Annotated in this window: 24 protein-coding genes; 9 read left to right on the top strand and 15 right to left on the bottom strand. The window is 33.2% G+C overall.

Annotated elements, in window-relative coordinates:
- Window position 1 precedes the first annotated feature (1 nt).
- From rpsF to hpt, 7 genes are all read right to left on the bottom strand, one after another.
- The gene (gene rpsF / locus IEV63_RS04045) at window positions 2–343 is read right to left on the bottom strand and encodes a 30S ribosomal protein S6 (protein ID WP_188405495.1); all 342 of its coding nucleotides are present in this window, start codon (window positions 341–343) and stop codon (window positions 2–4) included.
- Window positions 344–864: 521 nt separating this feature from the next.
- Entirely contained in the window at window positions 865–2,220 is a 1,356-nt protein-coding gene (locus IEV63_RS04040) for a UDP-N-acetylmuramate--L-alanine ligase (RefSeq protein WP_188405493.1), read from the bottom strand.
- Between the two features lie 199 nt (window positions 2,221–2,419).
- Window positions 2,420–3,154: a tetratricopeptide repeat protein gene (locus IEV63_RS04035; RefSeq protein WP_188405492.1), complete on the bottom strand. Its 735-nt coding sequence runs from the start codon at window positions 3,152–3,154 to the stop codon at window positions 2,420–2,422.
- A 25-nt stretch (window positions 3,155–3,179) separates the two neighbouring features.
- On the bottom strand, window positions 3,180–3,794 hold the full coding sequence (locus tag IEV63_RS04030; protein WP_188405490.1) for a DUF4136 domain-containing protein: 615 nt from the start codon (window positions 3,792–3,794) through the stop codon (window positions 3,180–3,182).
- A 78-nt stretch (window positions 3,795–3,872) separates the two neighbouring features.
- Window positions 3,873–4,874, bottom strand: a complete 1,002-nt coding sequence (gene obgE / locus IEV63_RS04025; RefSeq protein ID WP_188405489.1) for a GTPase ObgE — start codon at window positions 4,872–4,874, stop codon at window positions 3,873–3,875.
- Between the two features lie 138 nt (window positions 4,875–5,012).
- Window positions 5,013–5,588, bottom strand: a complete 576-nt coding sequence (locus tag IEV63_RS04020) for an adenylate kinase (RefSeq protein WP_188405487.1) — start codon at window positions 5,586–5,588, stop codon at window positions 5,013–5,015.
- A 3-nt stretch (window positions 5,589–5,591) separates the two neighbouring features.
- On the bottom strand, window positions 5,592–6,122 hold the full coding sequence (gene hpt, locus IEV63_RS04015) for a hypoxanthine phosphoribosyltransferase (protein ID WP_188405485.1): 531 nt from the start codon (window positions 6,120–6,122) through the stop codon (window positions 5,592–5,594).
- 198 nt (window positions 6,123–6,320) lie between these two features.
- On the opposite strand from hpt, the gene fabD reads away from it, so the two are divergent.
- The gene (gene fabD, locus IEV63_RS04010; protein ID WP_188405483.1) at window positions 6,321–7,208 is read left to right on the top strand and encodes an ACP S-malonyltransferase; all 888 of its coding nucleotides are present in this window, start codon (window positions 6,321–6,323) and stop codon (window positions 7,206–7,208) included.
- Window positions 7,209–7,412: 204 nt separating this feature from the next.
- A complete protein-coding gene (locus IEV63_RS04005; protein WP_188405482.1) occupies window positions 7,413–8,279 on the top strand; it encodes a hypothetical protein in 867 nt (288 codons plus the stop codon).
- 188 nt (window positions 8,280–8,467) lie between these two features.
- Here IEV63_RS04005 and IEV63_RS04000 read toward each other — a convergent pair whose 3' ends face one another.
- Both IEV63_RS04000 and IEV63_RS03995 read right to left on the bottom strand, forming a co-directional pair.
- Entirely contained in the window at window positions 8,468–9,292 is an 825-nt protein-coding gene (locus tag IEV63_RS04000) for an SDR family oxidoreductase (protein WP_188405481.1), read from the bottom strand.
- 12 nt (window positions 9,293–9,304) lie between these two features.
- Window positions 9,305–10,252, bottom strand: coding sequence for a 3-oxoacyl-ACP synthase III family protein (locus IEV63_RS03995; protein WP_188405480.1), 948 nt, complete (start codon window positions 10,250–10,252; stop codon window positions 9,305–9,307).
- Window positions 10,253–10,485: 233 nt separating this feature from the next.
- Between IEV63_RS03995 and IEV63_RS03990 the strand changes: the two genes are divergently transcribed.
- The 3 genes from IEV63_RS03990 to IEV63_RS03980 are packed head-to-tail and all read left to right on the top strand — an operon-like array spanning window position 10,486 to window position 11,734.
- On the top strand, window positions 10,486–10,983 hold the full coding sequence (locus tag IEV63_RS03990) for a hypothetical protein (protein WP_188405478.1): 498 nt from the start codon (window positions 10,486–10,488) through the stop codon (window positions 10,981–10,983).
- A gap of 38 nt (window positions 10,984–11,021) precedes the next feature.
- Window positions 11,022–11,528: a hypothetical protein gene (locus tag IEV63_RS03985; RefSeq protein WP_188405476.1), complete on the top strand. Its 507-nt coding sequence runs from the start codon at window positions 11,022–11,024 to the stop codon at window positions 11,526–11,528.
- Between the two features lie 2 nt (window positions 11,529–11,530).
- Window positions 11,531–11,734, top strand: a complete 204-nt coding sequence (locus tag IEV63_RS03980; protein ID WP_188405474.1) for a helix-turn-helix domain-containing protein — start codon at window positions 11,531–11,533, stop codon at window positions 11,732–11,734.
- A 57-nt stretch (window positions 11,735–11,791) separates the two neighbouring features.
- Here the strand turns inward: IEV63_RS03980 and IEV63_RS03975 are convergent, their stop codons facing one another.
- Together IEV63_RS03975 and IEV63_RS03970 are read right to left on the bottom strand one after the other, a co-directional pair.
- On the bottom strand, window positions 11,792–12,400 hold the full coding sequence (locus IEV63_RS03975) for a superoxide dismutase (RefSeq protein ID WP_229737171.1): 609 nt from the start codon (window positions 12,398–12,400) through the stop codon (window positions 11,792–11,794).
- A 226-nt stretch (window positions 12,401–12,626) separates the two neighbouring features.
- Window positions 12,627–13,832 carry a sensor histidine kinase gene (locus IEV63_RS03970; protein ID WP_188405472.1) on the bottom strand — a complete coding sequence of 402 codons (1,206 nt, stop codon included), beginning with the start codon at window positions 13,830–13,832 and terminating at the stop codon, window positions 12,627–12,629.
- A gap of 113 nt (window positions 13,833–13,945) precedes the next feature.
- Between IEV63_RS03970 and IEV63_RS03965 the strand changes: the two genes are divergently transcribed.
- Both IEV63_RS03965 and IEV63_RS03960 read left to right on the top strand, forming a co-directional pair.
- Window positions 13,946–14,812 (top strand): flavin reductase family protein, encoded by an 867-nt coding sequence (locus IEV63_RS03965; RefSeq protein ID WP_188405470.1) that lies wholly within the window; start codon window positions 13,946–13,948, stop codon window positions 14,810–14,812.
- Window positions 14,813–14,823: 11 nt separating this feature from the next.
- A complete protein-coding gene (locus tag IEV63_RS03960; protein WP_188405469.1) occupies window positions 14,824–15,204 on the top strand; it encodes a DUF3127 domain-containing protein in 381 nt (126 codons plus the stop codon).
- Window positions 15,205–15,336: 132 nt separating this feature from the next.
- Here IEV63_RS03960 and IEV63_RS03955 read toward each other — a convergent pair whose 3' ends face one another.
- From IEV63_RS03955 to IEV63_RS03940, 4 genes are read right to left on the bottom strand one after another with little or no spacing between them, the layout of a single operon-like run.
- Window positions 15,337–15,948, bottom strand: a complete 612-nt coding sequence (locus IEV63_RS03955; protein ID WP_188405468.1) for a lipoprotein signal peptidase — start codon at window positions 15,946–15,948, stop codon at window positions 15,337–15,339.
- A gap of 33 nt (window positions 15,949–15,981) precedes the next feature.
- Window positions 15,982–16,605 carry a DUF4097 family beta strand repeat-containing protein gene (locus IEV63_RS03950; RefSeq protein ID WP_188405467.1) on the bottom strand — a complete coding sequence of 208 codons (624 nt, stop codon included), beginning with the start codon at window positions 16,603–16,605 and terminating at the stop codon, window positions 15,982–15,984.
- Window positions 16,598–17,542, bottom strand: coding sequence for a 2-hydroxyacid dehydrogenase (locus IEV63_RS03945; RefSeq protein ID WP_188405466.1), 945 nt, complete (start codon window positions 17,540–17,542; stop codon window positions 16,598–16,600). Before IEV63_RS03945 ends, IEV63_RS03950 begins: the two co-directional genes overlap by 8 nt.
- 6 nt (window positions 17,543–17,548) lie before the next feature.
- Window positions 17,549–17,944, bottom strand: a complete 396-nt coding sequence (locus IEV63_RS03940) for an acyl-CoA thioesterase (RefSeq protein ID WP_188405465.1) — start codon at window positions 17,942–17,944, stop codon at window positions 17,549–17,551.
- A gap of 139 nt (window positions 17,945–18,083) precedes the next feature.
- Here IEV63_RS03940 and IEV63_RS03935 point away from each other — a divergent pair, with 139 nt between their 5' ends.
- Window positions 18,084–18,512 (top strand): ATP-dependent zinc protease family protein, encoded by a 429-nt coding sequence (locus IEV63_RS03935; RefSeq protein WP_188405464.1) that lies wholly within the window; start codon window positions 18,084–18,086, stop codon window positions 18,510–18,512.
- Window positions 18,502–19,374: a 30S ribosomal protein S6--L-glutamate ligase gene (rimK, locus tag IEV63_RS03930; RefSeq protein ID WP_188405463.1), complete on the top strand. Its 873-nt coding sequence runs from the start codon at window positions 18,502–18,504 to the stop codon at window positions 19,372–19,374. Before IEV63_RS03935 ends, rimK begins: the two co-directional genes overlap by 11 nt.
- Window positions 19,375–19,382: the final 8 nt, after the last annotated feature.

The following is a 19,382-nucleotide window of genomic DNA, read 5'->3' as shown; positions in this document are numbered from 1 at the left end:
ACTACTTGCTTCCTTGTTTAATTCGTTTAACTCGTTCTACAGCCCAATCTGCTGCATACTTATCTAACTTAACAGTTAAATAACGCATAATGCGCTCATCTCTGCGGAACATTACTTCTAGCGGATCAATTGCTTCTCCATCTACTTGGTACTCAAATAAGTGGTAAAATCCACTTTTTTTGTGCTGAATTGGGTAAGCTAATTTTTTTAAGCCCCAATCTTCTTTGTTCTGCATCTTGGCACCTTTGGAGGTAAGAAAATCTTCGAATTTCTTCACTGTTTCCTTTATCTGGTCTTCAGATAAAACGGGATTCAAGATGAAAACAGTTTCATAATGATTCATAATTCTTCGTTTAATTTAATGAAGCGCAAAATTACAATAATATTCTGATATAGCAAAAAGCAATTTTAAAAGTTAGTTTTGTTTTAAAAAGCAGACTTTCACGGAGTATTGAGCATTTAAATGAAACCTATTTTCAATTAAGGGTTAATAAAAACTTAGGGTAAAAAACTAAAGAAAATGCCTAGCTAAATCTAGCAGGTGACTAAACTTTGTTAAGCTGAAATCAGTCTTGTCACTCCTTGCCTAGACACAGAGTATCATGCTATGGAAGACAAAGCAAGTTGGATTTATGTTTTAAGTTTGTATTTATAAGATTCCGCATCACTGATCGGAATGACAGGTTTGTAATACTTAAAATATAAACTCGAATTCCTAGCCCCGATTGCAGTGGTTACCCTGCAGAGCTGCTGCTTATATTTTTAGGTTTTTACAGTGGCGACCAAAGAAGCCGTTGGAAATACCATAAAAATAAAGCAGCAGATGGAAGCGTAAAAACGGAAAGCGGGTAAAAGCTACTGAAATTATTGTACCCACTTTTTTACTTCGTTGAAATCTAAACCACCATAGTTTCCGCTACTCATGAGTAATAACACATCATTTTTAAAATGCTTGGCTTTTAAGAATTCTTGAAATGCTTTAGGATCGGTAAAAACCTGTAAATTTTTTCGATTAAAAGCATCAAAAATTTGTTGCTCATCTATGGCTTCGAGTTGTTTTATTTGAATGGCTTTGGGTGAATAGAAAACTACCGCTTCATCTGCTGCTTCTAGGGCGTTTTTATATTCAGCTAAAAAATCTGTATTTAAGCTACTATAGGTATGCAACTCTAAACAAGCAATCAGGTTTCGGTTACTAAATTGTGTTTTAACCGCTTTGGTGGTGGCGCTTACTTTAGATGGACTGTGTGCATAATCTTTATAAACTATGGCTTTTGGGGTTTGGGTAAGTTTCTCTAAGCGCTTAGATGCGCCTTTAAAGGTTGCAATTGCTTCGTAAAAATCTTCTTCGTCTACGCCCATGTGTTGACAAATCCATTTGGCACCAGCTAGGTTTTGTAAATTGTGTTTTCCGAAAATTTCTAAAGGCATTGGTCCTTCGGGTGTTTCTAAATAGCAGGTGCCATCTTCGATAGAAAAATCTGGGGTGGAATAGGCGTGTTTTCGGGTTGGCTTGGTGGCTTCAAGGGCAATTTTATTTAAAATTTCGTCTTCTTCGTTATATACCAAAGTGCTACCATTGGTCATGCTATCGACAAACAATTGAAACTGCTCTACATAATTTTCGAATGTGGGAAATACGTTGATGTGATCCCAAGCAATTCCGCTTAACAATGCAATATTGGGTTGATACCAGTGAAATTTAGGCCTTCTGTCCATTGGAGATGATAAATACTCATCGCCTTCTAACAAAATAAAATCGTTTTCTTTTGTTAGGTGCACCATGGTATCGAAGCCTTCTAATTGTGCGCCAACCATAAAATCGACTTTTTTGTCGTGGTAATGCAACACATGTAAAATCATAGAAGTAATGGTGGTTTTACCATGCGAACCTCCGATAACTACCCGCGTTTTATATTTGGATTGTTCGTATATAAATTCTGGATAAGAGTAAATTTTCAATCCCAATTCTTGTGCTTTCAATAATTCGGGATTATCGGGTTTGGCATGCATACCTAAAATTACAGCATCTAAATTGGTAGTTATTTTTTCTGGAAACCAACCGAATTGTTCGGGCAGCAAATTATGTTTGGCTAGCCTAGATTTTGAGGGTTCAAAAATTTCATCGTCACTTCCTGTTATTTTGTAGGCTTTGTGATGTAAAGCAAGTGCTAAATTGTGCATTGCACTACCACCAATGGCTATAAAATGTATTTGCATGTGTTTTATTTTGAAGATTCAAATATACTTAGTTTTAAAATGAACACATAATAATAGTAAACTAAAGTCTTTGTTTTGGTTTATTCCATAACAAGTATGTGGAGAAGTTGAAGATTTCGCTGAAAACTGGATTTTCGTTGTAAAAACTGAACACAGCAACTTTGCCGAGCTAGCTAAACTGCTATTTTTGAAAAACAACTTACAGATTTAATTTTTCTAATTGAATTTTGAATGCATCTACCTGAGTAACTTTATAAGCTTCTTGAAGTGTTTTTTTGGCTTCTTGAAGTTTATTTTGTTTCAATTGTACTTCGATTAATTTTTGATAGCAAGTTTCTGATTTTCCTATGGCAACTGCTCTTTTATATTCCTGTTCTGCTGCTTTCCAATCTTCTTCATAAAAATAAATGTAGCCCAATGCCAATCGACCATCGACAGGACTTAACTTTAATAATTGTGCTGCGTAATCTTCGGCGGTAGATTTACTTCCGCCTACTATAAAAGGTAACTCCATATAAATTTGTACTAAGGCCCAGCGCGCATCAATGTGTTTGGAATTTAATTCTATAGCTTTTTTTAAATAGTATTTAATATCGCTAATGTAAGTAACCGATTTAACTGGATTTATACTCTTTGCATATAAACCCAAACTTCCGCCATAATAAAAATTGTAATCGGCATTATTGGGATTGGCTTCTACCAGTATTTTATAGGTTTCTGCGGCAGCTTTCCAATTTTCTGTTTTTGCATAGGAACGCGCTAGTTTAAAATTAACTTCTGAATTGTTTGGATTTTTATCGAAACAGTTTTTTAGGTAATTTTGAGCTAATTTATAATTTTCTTCTTTAAATGCGGCTTCACCTTTTACACAATCATCTTGAGCAAAAGAATAAAGGCTAATTAGAAGAAAAAAGTATTTACTGAATGTTTTCATAACATCAAATTGAAATTTGGATAAATTATTTTCCTGTCTCTTTTTGGGTAGTTGAATTTGACTTTTCTGAATTTGAAGCTCCATCATCAGTTTGATTTGTTTTTGACTTTGCTTCATCTAAATTTGCTTTCTCTTCAGGTTTTGGTGGATAGTTAGCTAAAGCAAGCTCAACAAAGTCTTGGTACAAAACTGTGAGCTCTTCGTCTGAGATGTATGGATTTATCTTTTTTTCTACCACTGCTTGCCAGAACAATTCGCTTGTTAACGCATCTGCAAAACTTATAGTCATAACCACATAGGTAGAAGAATTGTTTAAATCTGAATAGCTAGCGCCAATATTTCCAGCGTATTGTGCCCCAAACGAAAAGCTATTTTCTGTTTGCACAAATTCTACTAAAAAATCGATGCTAAATTTTGATATTACTTGTGATTCTAATCCTTTAGCTTGCAAATTTTCTTCAATCAAATCCATGATTAAGTTTTCTTCTTGCTCACTAATTGCGGTATTTGGGGCGTAAAAATTATAGGTAGGATATTTTTTAAAATCTACATCTTCATTATAATCGATATAAACCGAAGGTGGAAAACAAGAAAAACACAGACAAAAAACACATAGCAAGGAAAATTTTCTAAGATGCATGATCATAAGGTTATGGATTACCATCTAAAAGTACGACTTATAAATGATGAAAAGTAGGCTTTAAAATAATTTTGTGTTTTATTGGTTTAAGTTCACCCAAAGCATGTCTTTGAGTTCTTCTAGACCTTGTTGCGCTACAGAAGATATAAAAACAAACTTCATTCCTTTAAATTTTTGCTCTAGCTCTTGGTTGAGTTCTGTTTTTAATTCTTCGTCTAATAAATCTGATTTAGAAATAGCGATTAAACGATCTTTATCTAATAATTCTGGATTATAACGCCGCAACTCATCTAATAAAATATCGTATTCCTTTCGTAGATCTTTTGCATCGGCTGGAATTAAAAAGAGTAGGGTAGAATTGCGCTCAATATGTCGCAAAAATCGGTGTCCTAAACCTCGACCTTCAGCTGCACCTTCAATAATACCTGGAATATCGGCTACCACAAAGGTTTTCATATCGCGATACTTTACAATACCTAAATTAGGCTTTAAGGTTGTAAATTCATAGTCAGCTATTTTTGGTTTTGCAGCTGTAATTACTGATAGTAATGTTGATTTTCCTGAATTTGGAAATCCGACTAAACCTACATCGGCTAGAATTTTTAATTCTAAGGTTACGTCTACTTCCTGGCCATCGATACCCGGTTGTGCATAACGAGGTGTTTGGTTTGTAGATGTTTTAAAATGAGCGTTCCCTTTTCCACCTTTTCCGCCTTCAGCAGCGATAAAGGCTTCACCATCTTCGGTAATTTCTTTTAAAACTTTGTTGGTTTTTGTATCGCGAATTACGGTACCAAGTGGTACTTCAATAAATTGATCTTGACCATCGGCTCCCGTACTGGTTTGCTTCCCTCCGTCACCACCGTGTGTAGCTTTTATGTGGCGTTTAAATTTTAGATGAAATAAAGTCCAAAGGTTTTTATTGCCTTTAATAATAATGTGTCCACCTCGACCTCCATCGCCACCATCAGGACCACCTTTGGGAATATATTTTTCACGACGTAAATGCGTGGAACCTTTACCACCTTTACCCGATGCTAAATGAATTTTTATGTAATCTACAAAATTGCCTTCGGTCATTTTCGTTTACTAATTTAGTTTTATATACAAAAGACTTATTTGTCTTTTTGTTATTTCAAGCATAATAAGAAATCAAAGCAAAAATCTTTTCAGTAAAGAAAAAAACTTAATAATATGCTTTGGCGATTGTTTGTAAAGCTATAGTTTATTAATTACTTCGCTTATGCGAGAAGTAATCTCTTCAATGCTACCAACACCGTCAATTCTATAGAATTTATCTTGGGTTTGGTAGTAATTTTTTAAAATTGCAGTTTCTTCGTAATATACTTTTATGCGATTGCGAATTACATCTTCATCAGCGTCATCTGCTCTTCCAGAAGTTTTCCCACGCTCTAAAAGGCGTTCTACTAAAACTTCGTCGTCTACTTCTAAAGCAATCATTGCATTTACTTGTGTGTTTTTTTCGTGCAATAATGCATCTAAAGCATCCGCTTGCGCTTCCGTTCTTGGAAAACCATCAAAAATAAAACCACTAGCTTTACTTAAGTGTTTATCTACTTCTTTAGCTAACATATCGATGGTTACTTCGTCGGGAACTAATGCGCCTTTATCGATATATGATTTTGCTTTTTTGCCGAGTTCAGTTTCATTTTTAATATTGAAACGAAAAACATCTCCTGTTGAAATATGAATTAAGTTATACTTATCTTTTATAATATCTGCTTGAGTGCCTTTGCCTGCCCCAGGTGGGCCAAATAGAACAATATTTGTCATTTTTTAATCACTTTTTAGTTGATATATTTCTGGTAAATTTCTTCCTAATCCATTATAATCTAAGCCATACCCTACAATAAATTTATTGGGAATCGCCATACCTACATAATTTATTTCAAGATCTTTATCGTATACTTCTGGTTTCAAAAATAAAGAACAGTAGGCTAAAGATTTGAGTTTTTTCTGTTGAAGGAGTTCATTTATTTTCAGCAGCGTATTTCCAGTATCTACAATATCTTCAACTACAATTACATGTCGATTAGTTAAATCTGGAAAATCTAAGTCTATTTTAACTTCTCCGGTGGTAGAAGTTCCTTCGTAGGATTTCATTTTTGCAAATTCAACCTCACAATTATTCTCAAAATTCTTAAGTAAGTCCGATAAAAACATAAATGCTCCATTAAGCACACCAACAAAAATTGGATTTTTATCGGCGTAATCTTCAGCTAATTGCAAAGCCAAAGTACGCACTGTAATCTGAATTTCTTCGGGAGTTAAATAGGGCTGGAATTGTAAGTCGTGTAATTGAATCATTTGTAAATAAGTGCAAATATATGCAAATCAAGTAGTTTTTTAGCTGGAAGCGAGTTGCTATTTCAAAACTTCTTTAAAAATTTTAATAAAAACAAATGCGTATAAGTTAGAAGGCACATACACTCAAAAATACTTCATTAAAATAAGGCTAGTAAAATAAACTCATTAACTTTGTTTTCGTAAAAATTGAATAAAAGTATGAAAGCATATGTATTTCCTGGGCAAGGTGCTCAATTTTCTGGAATGGGTTTAGATTTATATGAAAAATCTCCACAAGCCCAAGAATTATTTGAAATTGCTAATAAAATTTTAGACTTCAACATTACCGATATTATGTTTGAAGGCAGTGCAGAAGACTTAAAACAAACCAAAGTTACTCAACCTGCAATTTTTCTGCATTCGGTAATTTTAACTAAAGTATTGGGTAAAAGTTTTCAACCAGACATGGTGGCTGGTCATTCATTAGGTGAATTTTCGGCCTTGGTGGCTAACCAAACCTTAGCCTTTGAAGATGGTTTGAAATTAGTTTACAAACGAGCACTTGCTATGCAAAAAGCTTGTGAAGCACAAGCTTCGACCATGGCAGCTGTTTTAGGTTTAGAAGACCAAGTGGTAGAACAGATTTGCGCGCAAATACCTGGCGTAGTGGTTCCTGCCAACTACAACTGTCCAGGACAATTGGTTATTTCTGGAGAAGTTACCGCAGTAGAAAAAGCTTGTGAATTATTAAAAGAACAAGGTGCAAAACGAGCTTTGCTACTTCCAGTTGGTGGTGCGTTTCACTCGCCTTTAATGGAACCTGCTAGAGAAGAATTAGCGCAAGCCATTGCCGCAACAGAATTTAAAAAACCCATCTGCCCGATTTACCAAAATGTTAGCACAACTGCAGTTGAAGACCCAGCAGTTATACAAGAAAATTTAATTGCTCAATTAACCGCTCCTGTAAAATGGACACAAACTATGCAGCAAATGCTAGCCGATGGTATGACCGAATACATCGAGGTCGGACCGGGTAAAGTTTTACAAGGTTTATTGAAAAAAATTGATAGAAAATTCGAAACACAAAGCGCAGAAATTCCGAGTTAATTCATGCTTTTGTATGTAAGTACTTTTTTAGAAAAAGCACCGAATATACGTTTTGGTTTTAATCTGTTATTCTTTACTAGAATTAGATTTTAGCATTGGGATGATTTCGTTATTGAAAGGTTTAAAAAAAGCGAAAAGCTAAAGCAAAAAGGCTAAGGCTTTCGCTTTAAACAAGTTTTATAATTATATTGCAAAAAACATTTTATGGCATTTGCTAAAGCAGTTATTCGTCAAGTTGGAAGAGATTTAGGGAAGGTAATTAGTAACCAAATTTTTAAAGATAGGCATTCCACTCCATACCGTAGAGTTGGCCGACAAAATAGAGTTAGTGCTCAACAAGCTACGCCAACTCACACACAAGTAAAAGAAACAAAACTTGAAGAGCTAACTTCAAAAGCATTCGATCAAGCTCTTGGTTTTTCTACCACTTACACAGCTCCAACCCTAGTTCGAAAATTAATGGGTGTGTATGAAGTAATAAAAAATGAAATATTTAAAGCTAAAAGAGATGGATTTATCGATAGCGATGAAGCCAGATTGATCTTTAATATGGAGCAAGAATTTCATCATAAAGCTGAAGTAATCAACGATTTGTTGGAATTAAATGAAGAAGAAAATGAAAAACAGTTAGAAAAACTTGAAAAAGTAGTACGATTAACTTCTGGCTTATTTCATGAAACTTTAGATTTGGCTATTGAAGGTGCCGAAATTGAAAAGCAACACTATACGCAGGAACAACAAAAAATACAGCCTATTAATTTTGTTAATTACATTTTCTTGCATTCAATTTTAATGGGAACCTATGCCAAAACAGGTAAAAAGCAACTGTGGAAGACCATTTTTGGCAATATATTTTCGCTTATTTTACTTATGATTATATATATTCCTTTACTTAATATTATTGGATTTATACAGGGTTTAGTAAGCTACAGCTCCGAAAAATCGAAAAGAGACCAACAAATAAGGCTTTATCAGCAAGAAATAAATTTAGCTGAAAAACAAAAACAACTCTATAGAGAAGTTCAACAACAAACTAAAAATTTAGCTCAAGAACTTGACACAAATAAATAAAATTTTTCATCACTTGATTAAATTGTTTTTAAAAAAGAACAACTGACTAAAATCCAGCATGATTTTATAAAAAACTAGTGTTCTGTAAATTTCAAAAACTCGAATTAAGCATATTGAACTAGAATATTTCATAAAACTGATTTTTCTAATTCGTAACAAAATATCTTTAGCAGTTATGTTACATCAAGTTACCCCATAATATGATAACCTCCATCGATATGGCGTATTTCTCCCGTAATTTTTCCGTTAGGTCTAAATAAATTGAGTACATCGTAGGCTAAATCTTCTGGCGATGCATTACCAAGTGGACTTATTTTAGCAGCAGTGTTTACATCTTGTTCTGTTAATGTTGCATTTCCAGCTTTGCTCCCCATATAAGGAGAGAAACGAACACAATTTACACGCGTTCCGTTTCTTCTACCTAATTCGTCTGCCAATTCTATAGTAATGCGTTCTAAAGCAGCTTTAGCTATACTAATATTACGATAAGGATGAAAAGTGACTTTAGCAGCGGCAATATAACTTATTGAGCAAATTGAAGATTTTGGCTGAAGTAAATTAAAATTATATAAAGCCTTAGTAAGTTTTATTAATGAAAAAGCAGAAACATCCATAGTTTCGCAAAATTCTTCTAAAGAAACATCTAAAAGTGGTTTTACTACTTTACCACGAATGGTTTTATCCATTGCTATAGCATGTAACCAACCATTAAATTCAATATTTGCAGCTTTCATGCTAGTACAAAAATCGTCGATGCTTTCGGGTAAGGTAACATCTAAGATTTCGGTTTTAGTTTCTTTTCCAAGTTCTTGATGTACACTTTTTTGAAAATCTGCGTGTGTAGCATTTAAAAATTGCTTGGCTTTATCTGATAAATTTTCGTGGTGCTTACTTACACCTAAGCCTGTGCAAACTACTTTCCCTCCATGATCAATAATAGCTTTTGCAACATACATGGCTAGCGATTTTTCGTCTGCAATTCCTGTAATTAAAAATGTTTTTCCTGTAAACATAAGTGGTGTATTTTAAACTTTATATAGTGCAGTTCCCCAAGTCATTCCAGCTCCAACAGCTGCAAAAAGAACATGTTTAGCATTATTAAAACGGCCTTGAGTTTTGGCTTCGTGCAATGCGATAGGAATAGTACCTCCAGAAGTATTGGCATATTTATCCATATTAGTCATTACTTTTTCAAAGGGTAAGCCTACTTGTTGAGCAATGGATTTTAAAATTCCTATACTGGGTTGATGCGGTATAAGCAAATCTATTTGATCGATATTAAAATTATTTTTTTTCAATAAAGCTTCAATTGATTTAGGAACTAAATCAGTAGCTCCATTATAAATCGCTCTGCCATCCATATAAAAATAGGCATGCGAATCAGGATTATCGGGTTCTTTATTTTCAATGGTAAAATGATTTGCCCCGCGACCATCAGAATATAAATTGAAATCGATAAAACCTTTATCTTCAGTTGTAGCACTAATTACTAAAGCTCCTGCTCCATCGCCAAAGAAAACAGAATCTCGTCGCGACCAATCTATAATGTGCGAAAATGTGTCGGCTCCAATCACCAATACATGCTGATAGGTGTTATTTTCTACAAATTGACAGGCTACTGAAACAGCAAACATCGCTCCAGAACAAACTGCTGACAAATCGAATGCGGCTGCACCATGAGCTTTTAATTTATCTTGCACATAACAGGCTGAAGATGGAGCCTGCTTATCGGGTGTAGAAGTTGCTACAATAATTAAATCGATATCTTCTACTCTTAAACTTGCATCTGCAATGGCATCCAATCCCGCTTTAGCAGCTAAATCGCTTGTTAACTCATCGGTTACAATTCGCCTTTCTTTTATTCCTAAAGTGTTGTAAATCCACTTGTCCGATGAACCTACTTTTTCAAAAAAGGAATTTGGAAGTGTTTTTTTAGGAACATACATTCCCGTTCCACTGATATAAGCATTCATTTATGAAATTATTTTAAGCAGCAATTTTATAGTTTATAAGCTACTTAAACAAACATAAACTTGTTTAAATTGTTAATTATTTGAATAATTATTATATATTCAGCTTATTTGATGAATTTTACTTATATCGTATTAATATTTAATTTTTCTGATGAATATTTAATTTTTTTTTAATTTTATTATTGTTATTCAATAATTTTATTACTTTTGTTATTGTTATGCAATAATTTATTATGAAGTTGGCTCTATCTTTTGCTTGGTATCTTATTCAATTTTTAAAGCTTGTGTTTAGTTCATTAATAATCATTTTAGGTTATTTGTTAATTTTCGATTCTACTTTTTGGGAAGCTACCCAACCTAATTCATGGAGCGAAAATTTACTTTGGATGAGCATTTTTGTATTTGGAATTTTAGCACTAATTGCTTGTAACAAATTAAATCGTTCTATTAAAAACATAAAAAACAAGCTTATTTTTACAATACAAAACAAAAAAGCTTTTCAATTTGCAGCGATAACTACAAGCTGTTATTTAGCTGGAAAGCATGTTTTGTTATTCTATTTACATTCAGTAGATGAGCAAAAAATTGTGTGGCAAGCTTTGTGGAACAATTCTAACACACAATTTTCTGAAGTTATAAGTCTAGGTTTACTAGCTAGTTTTTTCTGGATAATTGCACAACTAATTAGCGAAGGAATTACCTACAAAACTGAAAACGATTTAACTATATAATGTAAACTGAATTTTAAATTCTGTAAAATCTATACTTTATGAAAACCAAAGTAATTTTTAAAACTTTATTAGACATCTTGCTGTTTATTGCAGCTGCAACCTTTATTGAAGCCATAATAAGAATACTAGGTGTTTTCATTGAAGCATTTCCCAATTTTTTAATCAACAAAGAAACGTTTTTGAATAATCCACTAAAAATAAAAAGTTTGGTTGTTTTAAATTTTGTTAATCAGGCTTTGTTTTTAGTTAGCATTGTATTTCTTCGAAAGATTGCAAAAATATACCGTGATGAAAAAAGTGTTTATCAGCTAAAAATTCTTCATTATCTAAGAGTGTCAGGTTGGTGTTTATTGTTTTTTTCAGGTTTAGAAATAATTGTAAAAGGCTTAGAAATATTAATAGATACTGGTAATTTTAAACTAGCAGGAATTACCGCAACTCAAAAAAGTGCTTTACTTGCCGTTTTAGCTATATTAATGATTCGCATATCTAAAATATTTAAAAACACGGTAGAAGAAAAGAAAGAAAATGAATTTACAATTTAGGTATGTGCATTATAATTAATTTAGATGAAGTTTTAAAAGCCCGAGAAATGAAGTCTTACGAACTAGCAGAAGCCATTGGGATCACTACCGCAAATCTATCGATCTTAAAAACTGGAAAAGCAAAAGCTATTCGATTTTCGACTTTGGCTAAAATATGTAAAGCTTTAAATTGCCAGCCTGGTGACCTACTAGTGTTTGAAGAATAGCATAAAAAAAGCCGCTAAATAAATATTTAACGGCTTCCGAATTATATAAATTCAATTTTATTTATTGGCTTCATACAACTCAGCTACCTTATTCCAGTTAATTACATTAAAAAAAGCATCAATGTAATCTGGACGCTTGTTTTGGTAATTCAAGTAATAAGCATGTTCCCAAACATCAATTCCAAGAATTGGAGTACCAGCACAGCCTACATTTGGCATCAGCGGGTTATCTTGGTTTGGTGTTGAACAAACTTCTAATCCGCCACCTTGGTGCACACACAACCAGGCCCAACCTGAACCAAATTGAGTTGCTGCTGCGTTACTAAATTTTTCTTTAAACTTTTCAAAAGAACCGAAAGAATCGTCGATAGCTTTAGCTAATTCACCAGTAGGATTTCCGCCACCATCTGGGCTCATTACTTCCCAAAATAAGCGGTGATTATAAAATCCACCTCCGTTGTTTCTAACCGCTCCATTCGATAAATCTAGATTATGAAGAATGTCTTCAATCGATTTTCCTTCCAAATCAGTTCCTTCAACCGCAGCATTTAATTTACTAGTGTAACCTGCATGATGTTTACCATGATGGATTTCCATAGTTTTTGCGTCGATATGTGGCTCTAATGCATCGTGAGCGTAATTTAATTTTGGTAATTCAAATGCCATAATATATGTTGTTTAATTGATTTAATTTATAGCTTCAAATTTAAAGATTTAAAAAGCTTATTACAAACATAGCTTGTTATAAAATCCTTAAATCTAAAATATTAGTTACTCATCCATCATAAAACTTAAAATCTAAAAAGAGATTTTATAACTAATTAATGCTTTTAATTAATGCTTTCTTAAATCCTATTCGTTAGGATAATTCTCAATATGCATTGCAGAATTCTTATCCATCTATTTTTCGCAAACGAATTTCGAAAATTGAGCCCTTATTTAACTCGCTATAAATTATTTGAATTTTACCATTATGATAATCTTCAATAATTCGTTTTGCTAAGGATAAGCCCAAGCCCCAACCTCGTTTTTTGGTGCTGAAACCCGGCTGAAAAATTTTGTTGAAATTTTTTAAAGGTATTCCTTTACCTGAGTCCTTAACTAAGATTTTAACCCAATTACCACTGCGTGCTAATTCAATTTCTAATTTTCCTTTTCCCCTCATGGCATCGATTGCATTTTTGGTTAAATTTTCGATAGTCCAGGAAAACAAAGGCTCATTAAGCATAACAAAAACAGATTCTTCAGGTAAATCTAAGTGAAAATCGATTAGTTTAGAACTTCTAGATTTTAAGTATGCATACGAATTTTTAGTTGCCAGGTTAATGTTGGTTTTTTCTAACTTTAATTGGGATCCTACTTTAGAAAAGCGTTCGGTAATGGTTTTTAAACGGTCAATATCTTTTTCAATTTCGTCTATATATTCCTGATTTACACCTTCGGCTTTTAAGATTTCTAACCAACCAAAAAGAGAAGATAACGGAGTGCCTATTTGATGAGCAGTTTCTTTAGCCATGCCAGCCCAAAGTTTATTTTGCTCGCTACTACGAGATGTAATGTAAAAGAAATACAACAAACCACTAAAAAGCGCTACTATTAAAAACAAAATAAAAGGATAATACTTAAGTTTATTTAGTGTGGGTGAATTTCCGTAATACAAGGTTTGCTTGTATAAAGTTTGTTTATCTCCATCCTTCAAGTCAATTTCTATGGGAGTGTTTTCTGTTTTTATTTGATTTAAAAAAGCAGTAAATTTTTCAGGATTTTGCTTCGCTTCTTCTTTTGTAGTTGGCACACCTTGGGGCACATTTTCAATTAAAGTAGGCTCGCCATTTTCATGTATAATAATAACTGGTGTGCTACTTTCGTTATTCCTTAATATTTCAAATATTTCAAGCTCCAACCCCACATCATCATTTTTTAAATCGGCTTGTTCAATCGATTTTATTACAGTTGACCAAATCATCATTTTAGAGCGTTCATCATCTTTAATGCGATTATAAAAAACAGTAATGTTCCAAATCATTAATACAACAATAGTTGTAGAAGATAAAATGATAAACCAACGGGCAAATATTTTATTTTTTAAAAATTCCATGTTTCAATATTAAACTAAATAGATGAAATATTGTTAATTTTCAAATTTATTGAATTTATTCATTCATTTTTGAATAGCAACGAGAATATGTACATTTGCACAAATTCATAATTATGAAGAGTTTTCTACCTTCCGCATTAAAAACACCCCAACTGCATGCTTTATTGTTGGGCTCTATTGGTCCAAGACCTATTGCATTTGCAAGCACAATAGATGCTAGTGGAAAACCTAATTTATCACCCTATAGTTTTTTTAATGTATTTAGCGCGAATCCGCCCATTATGATTTTTTCACCAGCAAGACGCGTTCGCAACAATACCACAAAGCATACCTTAGAAAATGCTTTAGCTACCAAAGAAGTAGTTATAAATGTTGTAAACTATGCAATAGTACAGCAAATGTCGCTTTCTAGCACAGAATATGCAGCTGGCGTAAACGAATTTGAAAAAGCAGGTTTAACTATGCTAAAATCGGATTTAGTGAAACCTTTTCGTGTAAAAGAATCGCCAGTACAGTATGAATGTAAAGTAAATGAAGTGGTTGCACTTGGAAAAGAAGGTGGAGCTGGAAATTTAATTATCGCTGAAGTAGTGAAATTACATGTAAATGAAGCTATTTTAACCGATGATTTAAAAATTAACCAATACGAAATTGATTTGGTAGCCCGCATGGGTGGAAATTGGTACACGCGTGCAAATTTAGGTATGTTTGAAGTACCTAAGCCTTTAACGAGTTTAGGAATTGGAGTAGATTCGATTCCACAAGCAATTCGAAATTCTAAAATATTATCAGGTAACGATTTAGGACAATTAGGCAATATAGAAAAATTACCTAACACTGAAGAAATTCAACAATTTATTGAAACCGAAAAACTAGAAGAAAAAATCGATTTAAAAAGTGAAGCAGCGAAACATGAACAAGCCAAAAAATATATAAATAACGGCCAAATTGAAGCGGCCTGGATAACTTTATTAGCATAAAAAACAGACAAATGGAAGTAGAAGGAAAAATTAAATTAATAGGAGACACCAAAGAATTTGGTAGTAACGGTTTTAGAAAAAGAGAAGTTGTAGTAACTACAGAAGAGCAGTATCCACAACATATTTTAATTGAATTTGTACAAGATAAAACCGAAATATTAGATCCGTATAAAGTCGGACAACGCGTAAAAATAGGCATTAATCTACGTGGCCGAGAATGGGTAAGCCCGCAAGGAGAAACTAAATATTTTAATTCGTTACACGGTTGGCGAATTGACAACCTAGAAAGTGCTAATACATCTGCTGGTGCGCCACCCGCACCACCAATGGATCAATTTGAACCAGCTCAAGATTTAAATAATAACGACGAAGATGACGATTTACCCTTTTAAATTCTTACATCAATTTAACTATTAAATATGGCTACTTAGGTCATTCATTTAGCTTAATTCAAAATAAAAGTCCTGTAAATTTAAATTTACAGGATTTTTTGTTTAAACTAATTTCGGTTAGTGTTTAAAGCTTCAGTTCTTTTTTTTAGTTTCTTTAGGAAAAGCTTTTTTATTGAACACAATTAGCAATCCAAAACCAATACTAATGGCGGTATCGGCAATATTAAAAACAGGTTCAAAAAAGACGAAACGCTCACCACCCCAAACCGGAATCCACTCTGGTAAAATACTATCATATAATGGAAAATACAGCATATCGACTACTTTCCCTTTCAAAAAAGTACCGTAATTGTCTTCAGCGAAAATACTTGCTACATTTCCTAAGCTATCGTCAAAAATTAAACCATAAAACAAAGAATCTACAGTATTACCAATGGCTCCAGCTAGAATTAAAGTAACCGACCAAATTAAAACCTGTGGTGCTTTTTCTTTAATACTAGAATTTAACCAATACCCAATAGCAATAATAGCCACTACTCTAAAACTGGTTAAAATTTCTTTGCCATAAGCGCCTGGTATTTTTGCTCCCCAAGCCATTCCTTCATTTTCGATAAATAAAATCTTAAACCAAGAAAAAACATCTATCGCTTCACCCAGTTGAAAATTGGTTTTGATATATATTTTAGAAATCTGATCGATTAATAAAATTACAAAAACTACAATAGCTGCTTTTTTAATATTCATATTGAAAAATTTAAAGTGGCAAAAATAGTTTTTTTAATTCAATTGAATCACATGTATATCGCCTTCAATACTCTTTAATTCTATGATGTGTTTTTTATAGATTGCTTCTTCTACTTCTAGATTTCCATTTCTGGTTTCAGCATCAATTTGGGCAGCTTGAGTTTCGACATTTATATTACCACGATAGGTGTTTACTTTAGCATTGCCCTGAAAATTTTGAAGATAACAATTTCCACTTTTTAAGTTGGCATCAAAATAAGTAAGAGTTCCATTTAAATGTACCTCAGCAATATTAGATGAAATGGATAACTGAAGCTTTTCGGGTAGCTTTACTTTAAGTTGAATTGCAAATACTTTATGCGAACTCAATTTATCAAAACCACTAGATAAAATAGCATCAAACAAACTATTAACATACAAAGTTTCTTCAATTTGCTTAATTTCTAGTTGAAGCTCTTCTGCATACTCTCCTTCGGCTTCCGAAATAATTTCAATATTAGAAAAATTACCCGTTTGTATTTCTACGGCAAAAACTTCATCTAGATTCAATTGAAGATTTTTGATATCGCTAGCATCTATTGTGTTAGTTTGCGTAAATTGAGCATTCGCGTTTAAGCCTAATAACAAAAATGCAATGCAAAAAATTGGCTTACGCATAAAATGCTTTTACTTTATCTACAATGGTTTGTGCTAATTTTATTTTGCTTTCTTGCGTCCAGCCAGCAATATGTGGAGATAAAATTACATTTTTGGCGTTGGTGAGATAGGCAAAGGCTTCAGGTAGGTTTCCGCCTTCAAATAAATTTTCGAATGAAGATTTTTCGTATTCCAAAACATCTAAGGCAGCGCCTAAGATTTTCTCTTCTTTTAAAGCAACGACTAAATCTTCTGTAACCACAGAATTTCCTCTTGCTGTATTAATGAACCAAAATGGCTTTTTAAAAGCTTCAAAAAATTCTGCATTAAGCATATTTTTTGTCTCTGGAGTGATGGGTGTATGCAAGCTCAGCACATCGGTATGTTTTTGTAATTCGGCTAAACTTACTTGTTTAGCATTTTCATCACTTACGTCAGGTTTGGTGTCGTAACATAAAACTTTTACATCAAAACCACGCAATTTTTTGGCAAAAGCTTTGCCCATATTTCCATAACCAATAATTCCAATAGTTTTACCATCTAGTTCAAAACCCCTATTTTCTTCACGTTTCCAAACTCCTGCGCAAACTTCTTGGTGTGCTGTATGTAATTTATTGAGTAAACTCAGTAACATACCAAGTGCATGTTCTCCAACTGCATTTCGATTACCCTCTGGCGCATTGAATAATTGAATGTTTTTTTTAGCTGCAAAATCTGTATCAATATTTTCTAAACCCGCTCCTACTCTACCAATAAACTTCAGTTTTTTAGCTTTTTGAAGAAATTCTTTATCCAGTTTAAAGCGACTTCTTATAATGATGCCTTCATACTGATCAATTTGCTGCTCTAATTCTTCCTTAGGTGTTTGATAAGCTTCAACATTTTCAAAGCCAAGCTCGTGAAGTTGATTAACTAATAATGGATGATTTTCGTCTATATGGAGAATTTTAGGTTTCATGTAAGTTTATTCAAAGTAAGGTTCAACAATTTCTGGAGTTATTCTAGCGGGTTTTTGATGAATTAAATCAATTAAGCACCATAAAGTACTTGCTTCTAAGATTAATTTTCCTTGGGCATTGCGTATGGTAGTTTTTCGTTCAGATTTTACGCCCTTGCTCGATGCAATCCAGGTTTTTAAATAAATCTCTTCGTTCAATTTTGCTGGATGTTTGTAATAAATATGCTGCTCTAAAACCACCCAACCATAAGTATTACGAATTTTTTCTGATGTTTTTGTTTTCCAATGCAATTCAGATATTTCTAACACCCAATCTATATAACGTAAATTATTAACGTGGTTTAGGTCATCTAAATCTGCTTGAGACACTTCTTTTTTTATTTCGAAGGGAATAGGCTTCATCTTTTTGATGCGAAGGTAAGAAATTTGTAGATTGAACTTCTGCTTTGCTTTTATACTTCATTTTAGCAAGTTTATGGTTTGCTTCTGCTTTAGAGAATAATTTGTGTAGCTTTGTTACAAGACTTAGAAGAAAAACGGAATGAAAAAAACAATTGGACGAACCGATAAAGCTACGTTTCCTGAATTAGGGCTTAAGCATCTTCCTATAAAAATTGATACCGGTGCTTACACTTCATCAATTCATTGTACAAATTTTAAGGTAGAAAATGGTGTTTTATATGCTGATTTTATAGATGAAGCTTCACCAAAATCTAAACCTAAAACGGTTTCTTTTTCAAAATTTAATACAACAAAAGTAAAAAGTAGTAACGGCGAAGTACAAAACCGATTTGAAATTAAATCAAGTATAAAATTATTTGGTAAAGTTTATAAAATTGGACTTACTTTGGCAGACCGTAACAAAATGAAAAATCCCGTTTTAATTGGAAGAAAATTCCTGACTAAAAAATTTATAGTAGATACCGAACTAGAAGATCTTTCTTATAAAGCCGAACAGCATGAACATTAAAATTTTATCGCGAAACACTGATTTATATTCTACTAAACGATTAGTTGAAGCTGCCGAAAAACGCAAACATAATGTAGAAGTAATAGACCACTTAAAATGTGATTTAGTTATTGAAAGGAGAAAACCGAGTATAGTTTACAAAGGTGAAGTACTTTCTGATACCGATGCAATTATTCCCCGAATTGGCGCTTCTGTAACTTTTTATGGAACAGCAGTTGTTCGCCAATTTGAAATGATGGGTGCTTTTACCACGGTAGATTCTGAAGCTTTAGTAAGAAGCCGAGATAAATTAAGAAGCCTGCAAGTATTATCTCGAGCAAAGATTGGACTTCCTAAAACTGTTTTTACCAATTATTCTAGGGAAACAGAAAGTGTTATAAAACAAGTTGGTGGTACTCCTTTAGTGATAAAATTATTAGAAGGAACTCAGGGTCTAGGTGTGGTTTTAGCTGAAACTAAAAATGCAGCAAAATCTGTTATAGAAGCTTTTAATGGTTTAAAAGCTCGTGTAATTGTACAAGAGTTTATAAAAGAAGCCAAAGGTGCAGACATACGCGCATTTGTGGTAGATGGACATGTAGTTGGAGCTATGAAGCGACAAGGTAAAGAAGGTGAATTCCGTTCAAATTTACACCAAGGTGGAAGCGCTGAAGTTATCGAACTTAGCGATGAAGAAGAAATTGCAGCGGTTAAAGCAGCAAAAGCTATGCGCTTAGGCGTTGCTGGGGTAGATATGTTACAAAGTTCGCGCGGACCGTTAATTTTAGAAGTAAACTCATCTCCAGGACTAGAAGGAATTGAGCGTGCTACAGGAAAAGACATTGCCAAAACTATTATTCGGTTTATCGAAAAGCATGTTTAAAATATAAC

It is taken from the genome of Psychroflexus salis (genome assembly GCF_014640175.1).
Classification (GTDB): Bacteria; Bacteroidota; Bacteroidia; order Flavobacteriales; family Flavobacteriaceae; genus Psychroflexus; species Psychroflexus salis.
Note: the sequence above shows the minus strand (reverse complement) of the source record. Positions and strands in the feature narration are given on the sequence as shown.

What these genes read in the sequence shown, in the direction of transcription:
- rpsF (WP_188405495.1), bottom strand. Translation starts at nt 343, where the DNA reads ATGAATCATTATGAAACTGTTTTCATCTTGAATCCCGTTTTATCTGAA.
- IEV63_RS04040 (WP_188405493.1), bottom strand. Translation starts at nt 2,220, where the DNA reads ATGCAAATACATTTTATAGCCATTGGTGGTAGTGCAATGCACAATTTA.
- IEV63_RS04035 (WP_188405492.1), bottom strand. Translation starts at nt 3,154, where the DNA reads ATGAAAACATTCAGTAAATACTTTTTTCTTCTAATTAGCCTTTATTCT.
- IEV63_RS04030 (WP_188405490.1), bottom strand. Translation starts at nt 3,794, where the DNA reads ATGCATCTTAGAAAATTTTCCTTGCTATGTGTTTTTTGTCTGTGTTTT.
- obgE (WP_188405489.1), bottom strand. Translation starts at nt 4,874, where the DNA reads ATGACCGAAGGCAATTTTGTAGATTACATAAAAATTCATTTAGCATCG.
- IEV63_RS04020 (WP_188405487.1), bottom strand. Translation starts at nt 5,588, where the DNA reads ATGACAAATATTGTTCTATTTGGCCCACCTGGGGCAGGCAAAGGCACT.
- hpt (WP_188405485.1), bottom strand. Translation starts at nt 6,122, where the DNA reads ATGATTCAATTACACGACTTACAATTCCAGCCCTATTTAACTCCCGAA.
- fabD (WP_188405483.1), top strand. Translation starts at nt 6,321, where the DNA reads ATGAAAGCATATGTATTTCCTGGGCAAGGTGCTCAATTTTCTGGAATG.
- IEV63_RS04005 (WP_188405482.1), top strand. Translation starts at nt 7,413, where the DNA reads ATGGCATTTGCTAAAGCAGTTATTCGTCAAGTTGGAAGAGATTTAGGG.
- IEV63_RS04000 (WP_188405481.1), bottom strand. Translation starts at nt 9,292, where the DNA reads ATGTTTACAGGAAAAACATTTTTAATTACAGGAATTGCAGACGAAAAA.
- IEV63_RS03995 (WP_188405480.1), bottom strand. Translation starts at nt 10,252, where the DNA reads ATGAATGCTTATATCAGTGGAACGGGAATGTATGTTCCTAAAAAAACA.
- IEV63_RS03990 (WP_188405478.1), top strand. Translation starts at nt 10,486, where the DNA reads ATGAAGTTGGCTCTATCTTTTGCTTGGTATCTTATTCAATTTTTAAAG.
- IEV63_RS03985 (WP_188405476.1), top strand. Translation starts at nt 11,022, where the DNA reads ATGAAAACCAAAGTAATTTTTAAAACTTTATTAGACATCTTGCTGTTT.
- IEV63_RS03980 (WP_188405474.1), top strand. Translation starts at nt 11,531, where the DNA reads ATGTGCATTATAATTAATTTAGATGAAGTTTTAAAAGCCCGAGAAATG.
- IEV63_RS03975 (WP_229737171.1), bottom strand. Translation starts at nt 12,400, where the DNA reads ATGGCATTTGAATTACCAAAATTAAATTACGCTCACGATGCATTAGAG.
- IEV63_RS03970 (WP_188405472.1), bottom strand. Translation starts at nt 13,832, where the DNA reads ATGGAATTTTTAAAAAATAAAATATTTGCCCGTTGGTTTATCATTTTA.
- IEV63_RS03965 (WP_188405470.1), top strand. Translation starts at nt 13,946, where the DNA reads ATGAAGAGTTTTCTACCTTCCGCATTAAAAACACCCCAACTGCATGCT.
- IEV63_RS03960 (WP_188405469.1), top strand. Translation starts at nt 14,824, where the DNA reads ATGGAAGTAGAAGGAAAAATTAAATTAATAGGAGACACCAAAGAATTT.
- IEV63_RS03955 (WP_188405468.1), bottom strand. Translation starts at nt 15,948, where the DNA reads ATGAATATTAAAAAAGCAGCTATTGTAGTTTTTGTAATTTTATTAATC.
- IEV63_RS03950 (WP_188405467.1), bottom strand. Translation starts at nt 16,605, where the DNA reads ATGCGTAAGCCAATTTTTTGCATTGCATTTTTGTTATTAGGCTTAAAC.
- IEV63_RS03945 (WP_188405466.1), bottom strand. Translation starts at nt 17,542, where the DNA reads ATGAAACCTAAAATTCTCCATATAGACGAAAATCATCCATTATTAGTT.
- IEV63_RS03940 (WP_188405465.1), bottom strand. Translation starts at nt 17,944, where the DNA reads ATGAAGCCTATTCCCTTCGAAATAAAAAAAGAAGTGTCTCAAGCAGAT.
- IEV63_RS03935 (WP_188405464.1), top strand. Translation starts at nt 18,084, where the DNA reads ATGAAAAAAACAATTGGACGAACCGATAAAGCTACGTTTCCTGAATTA.
- rimK (WP_188405463.1), top strand. Translation starts at nt 18,502, where the DNA reads ATGAACATTAAAATTTTATCGCGAAACACTGATTTATATTCTACTAAA.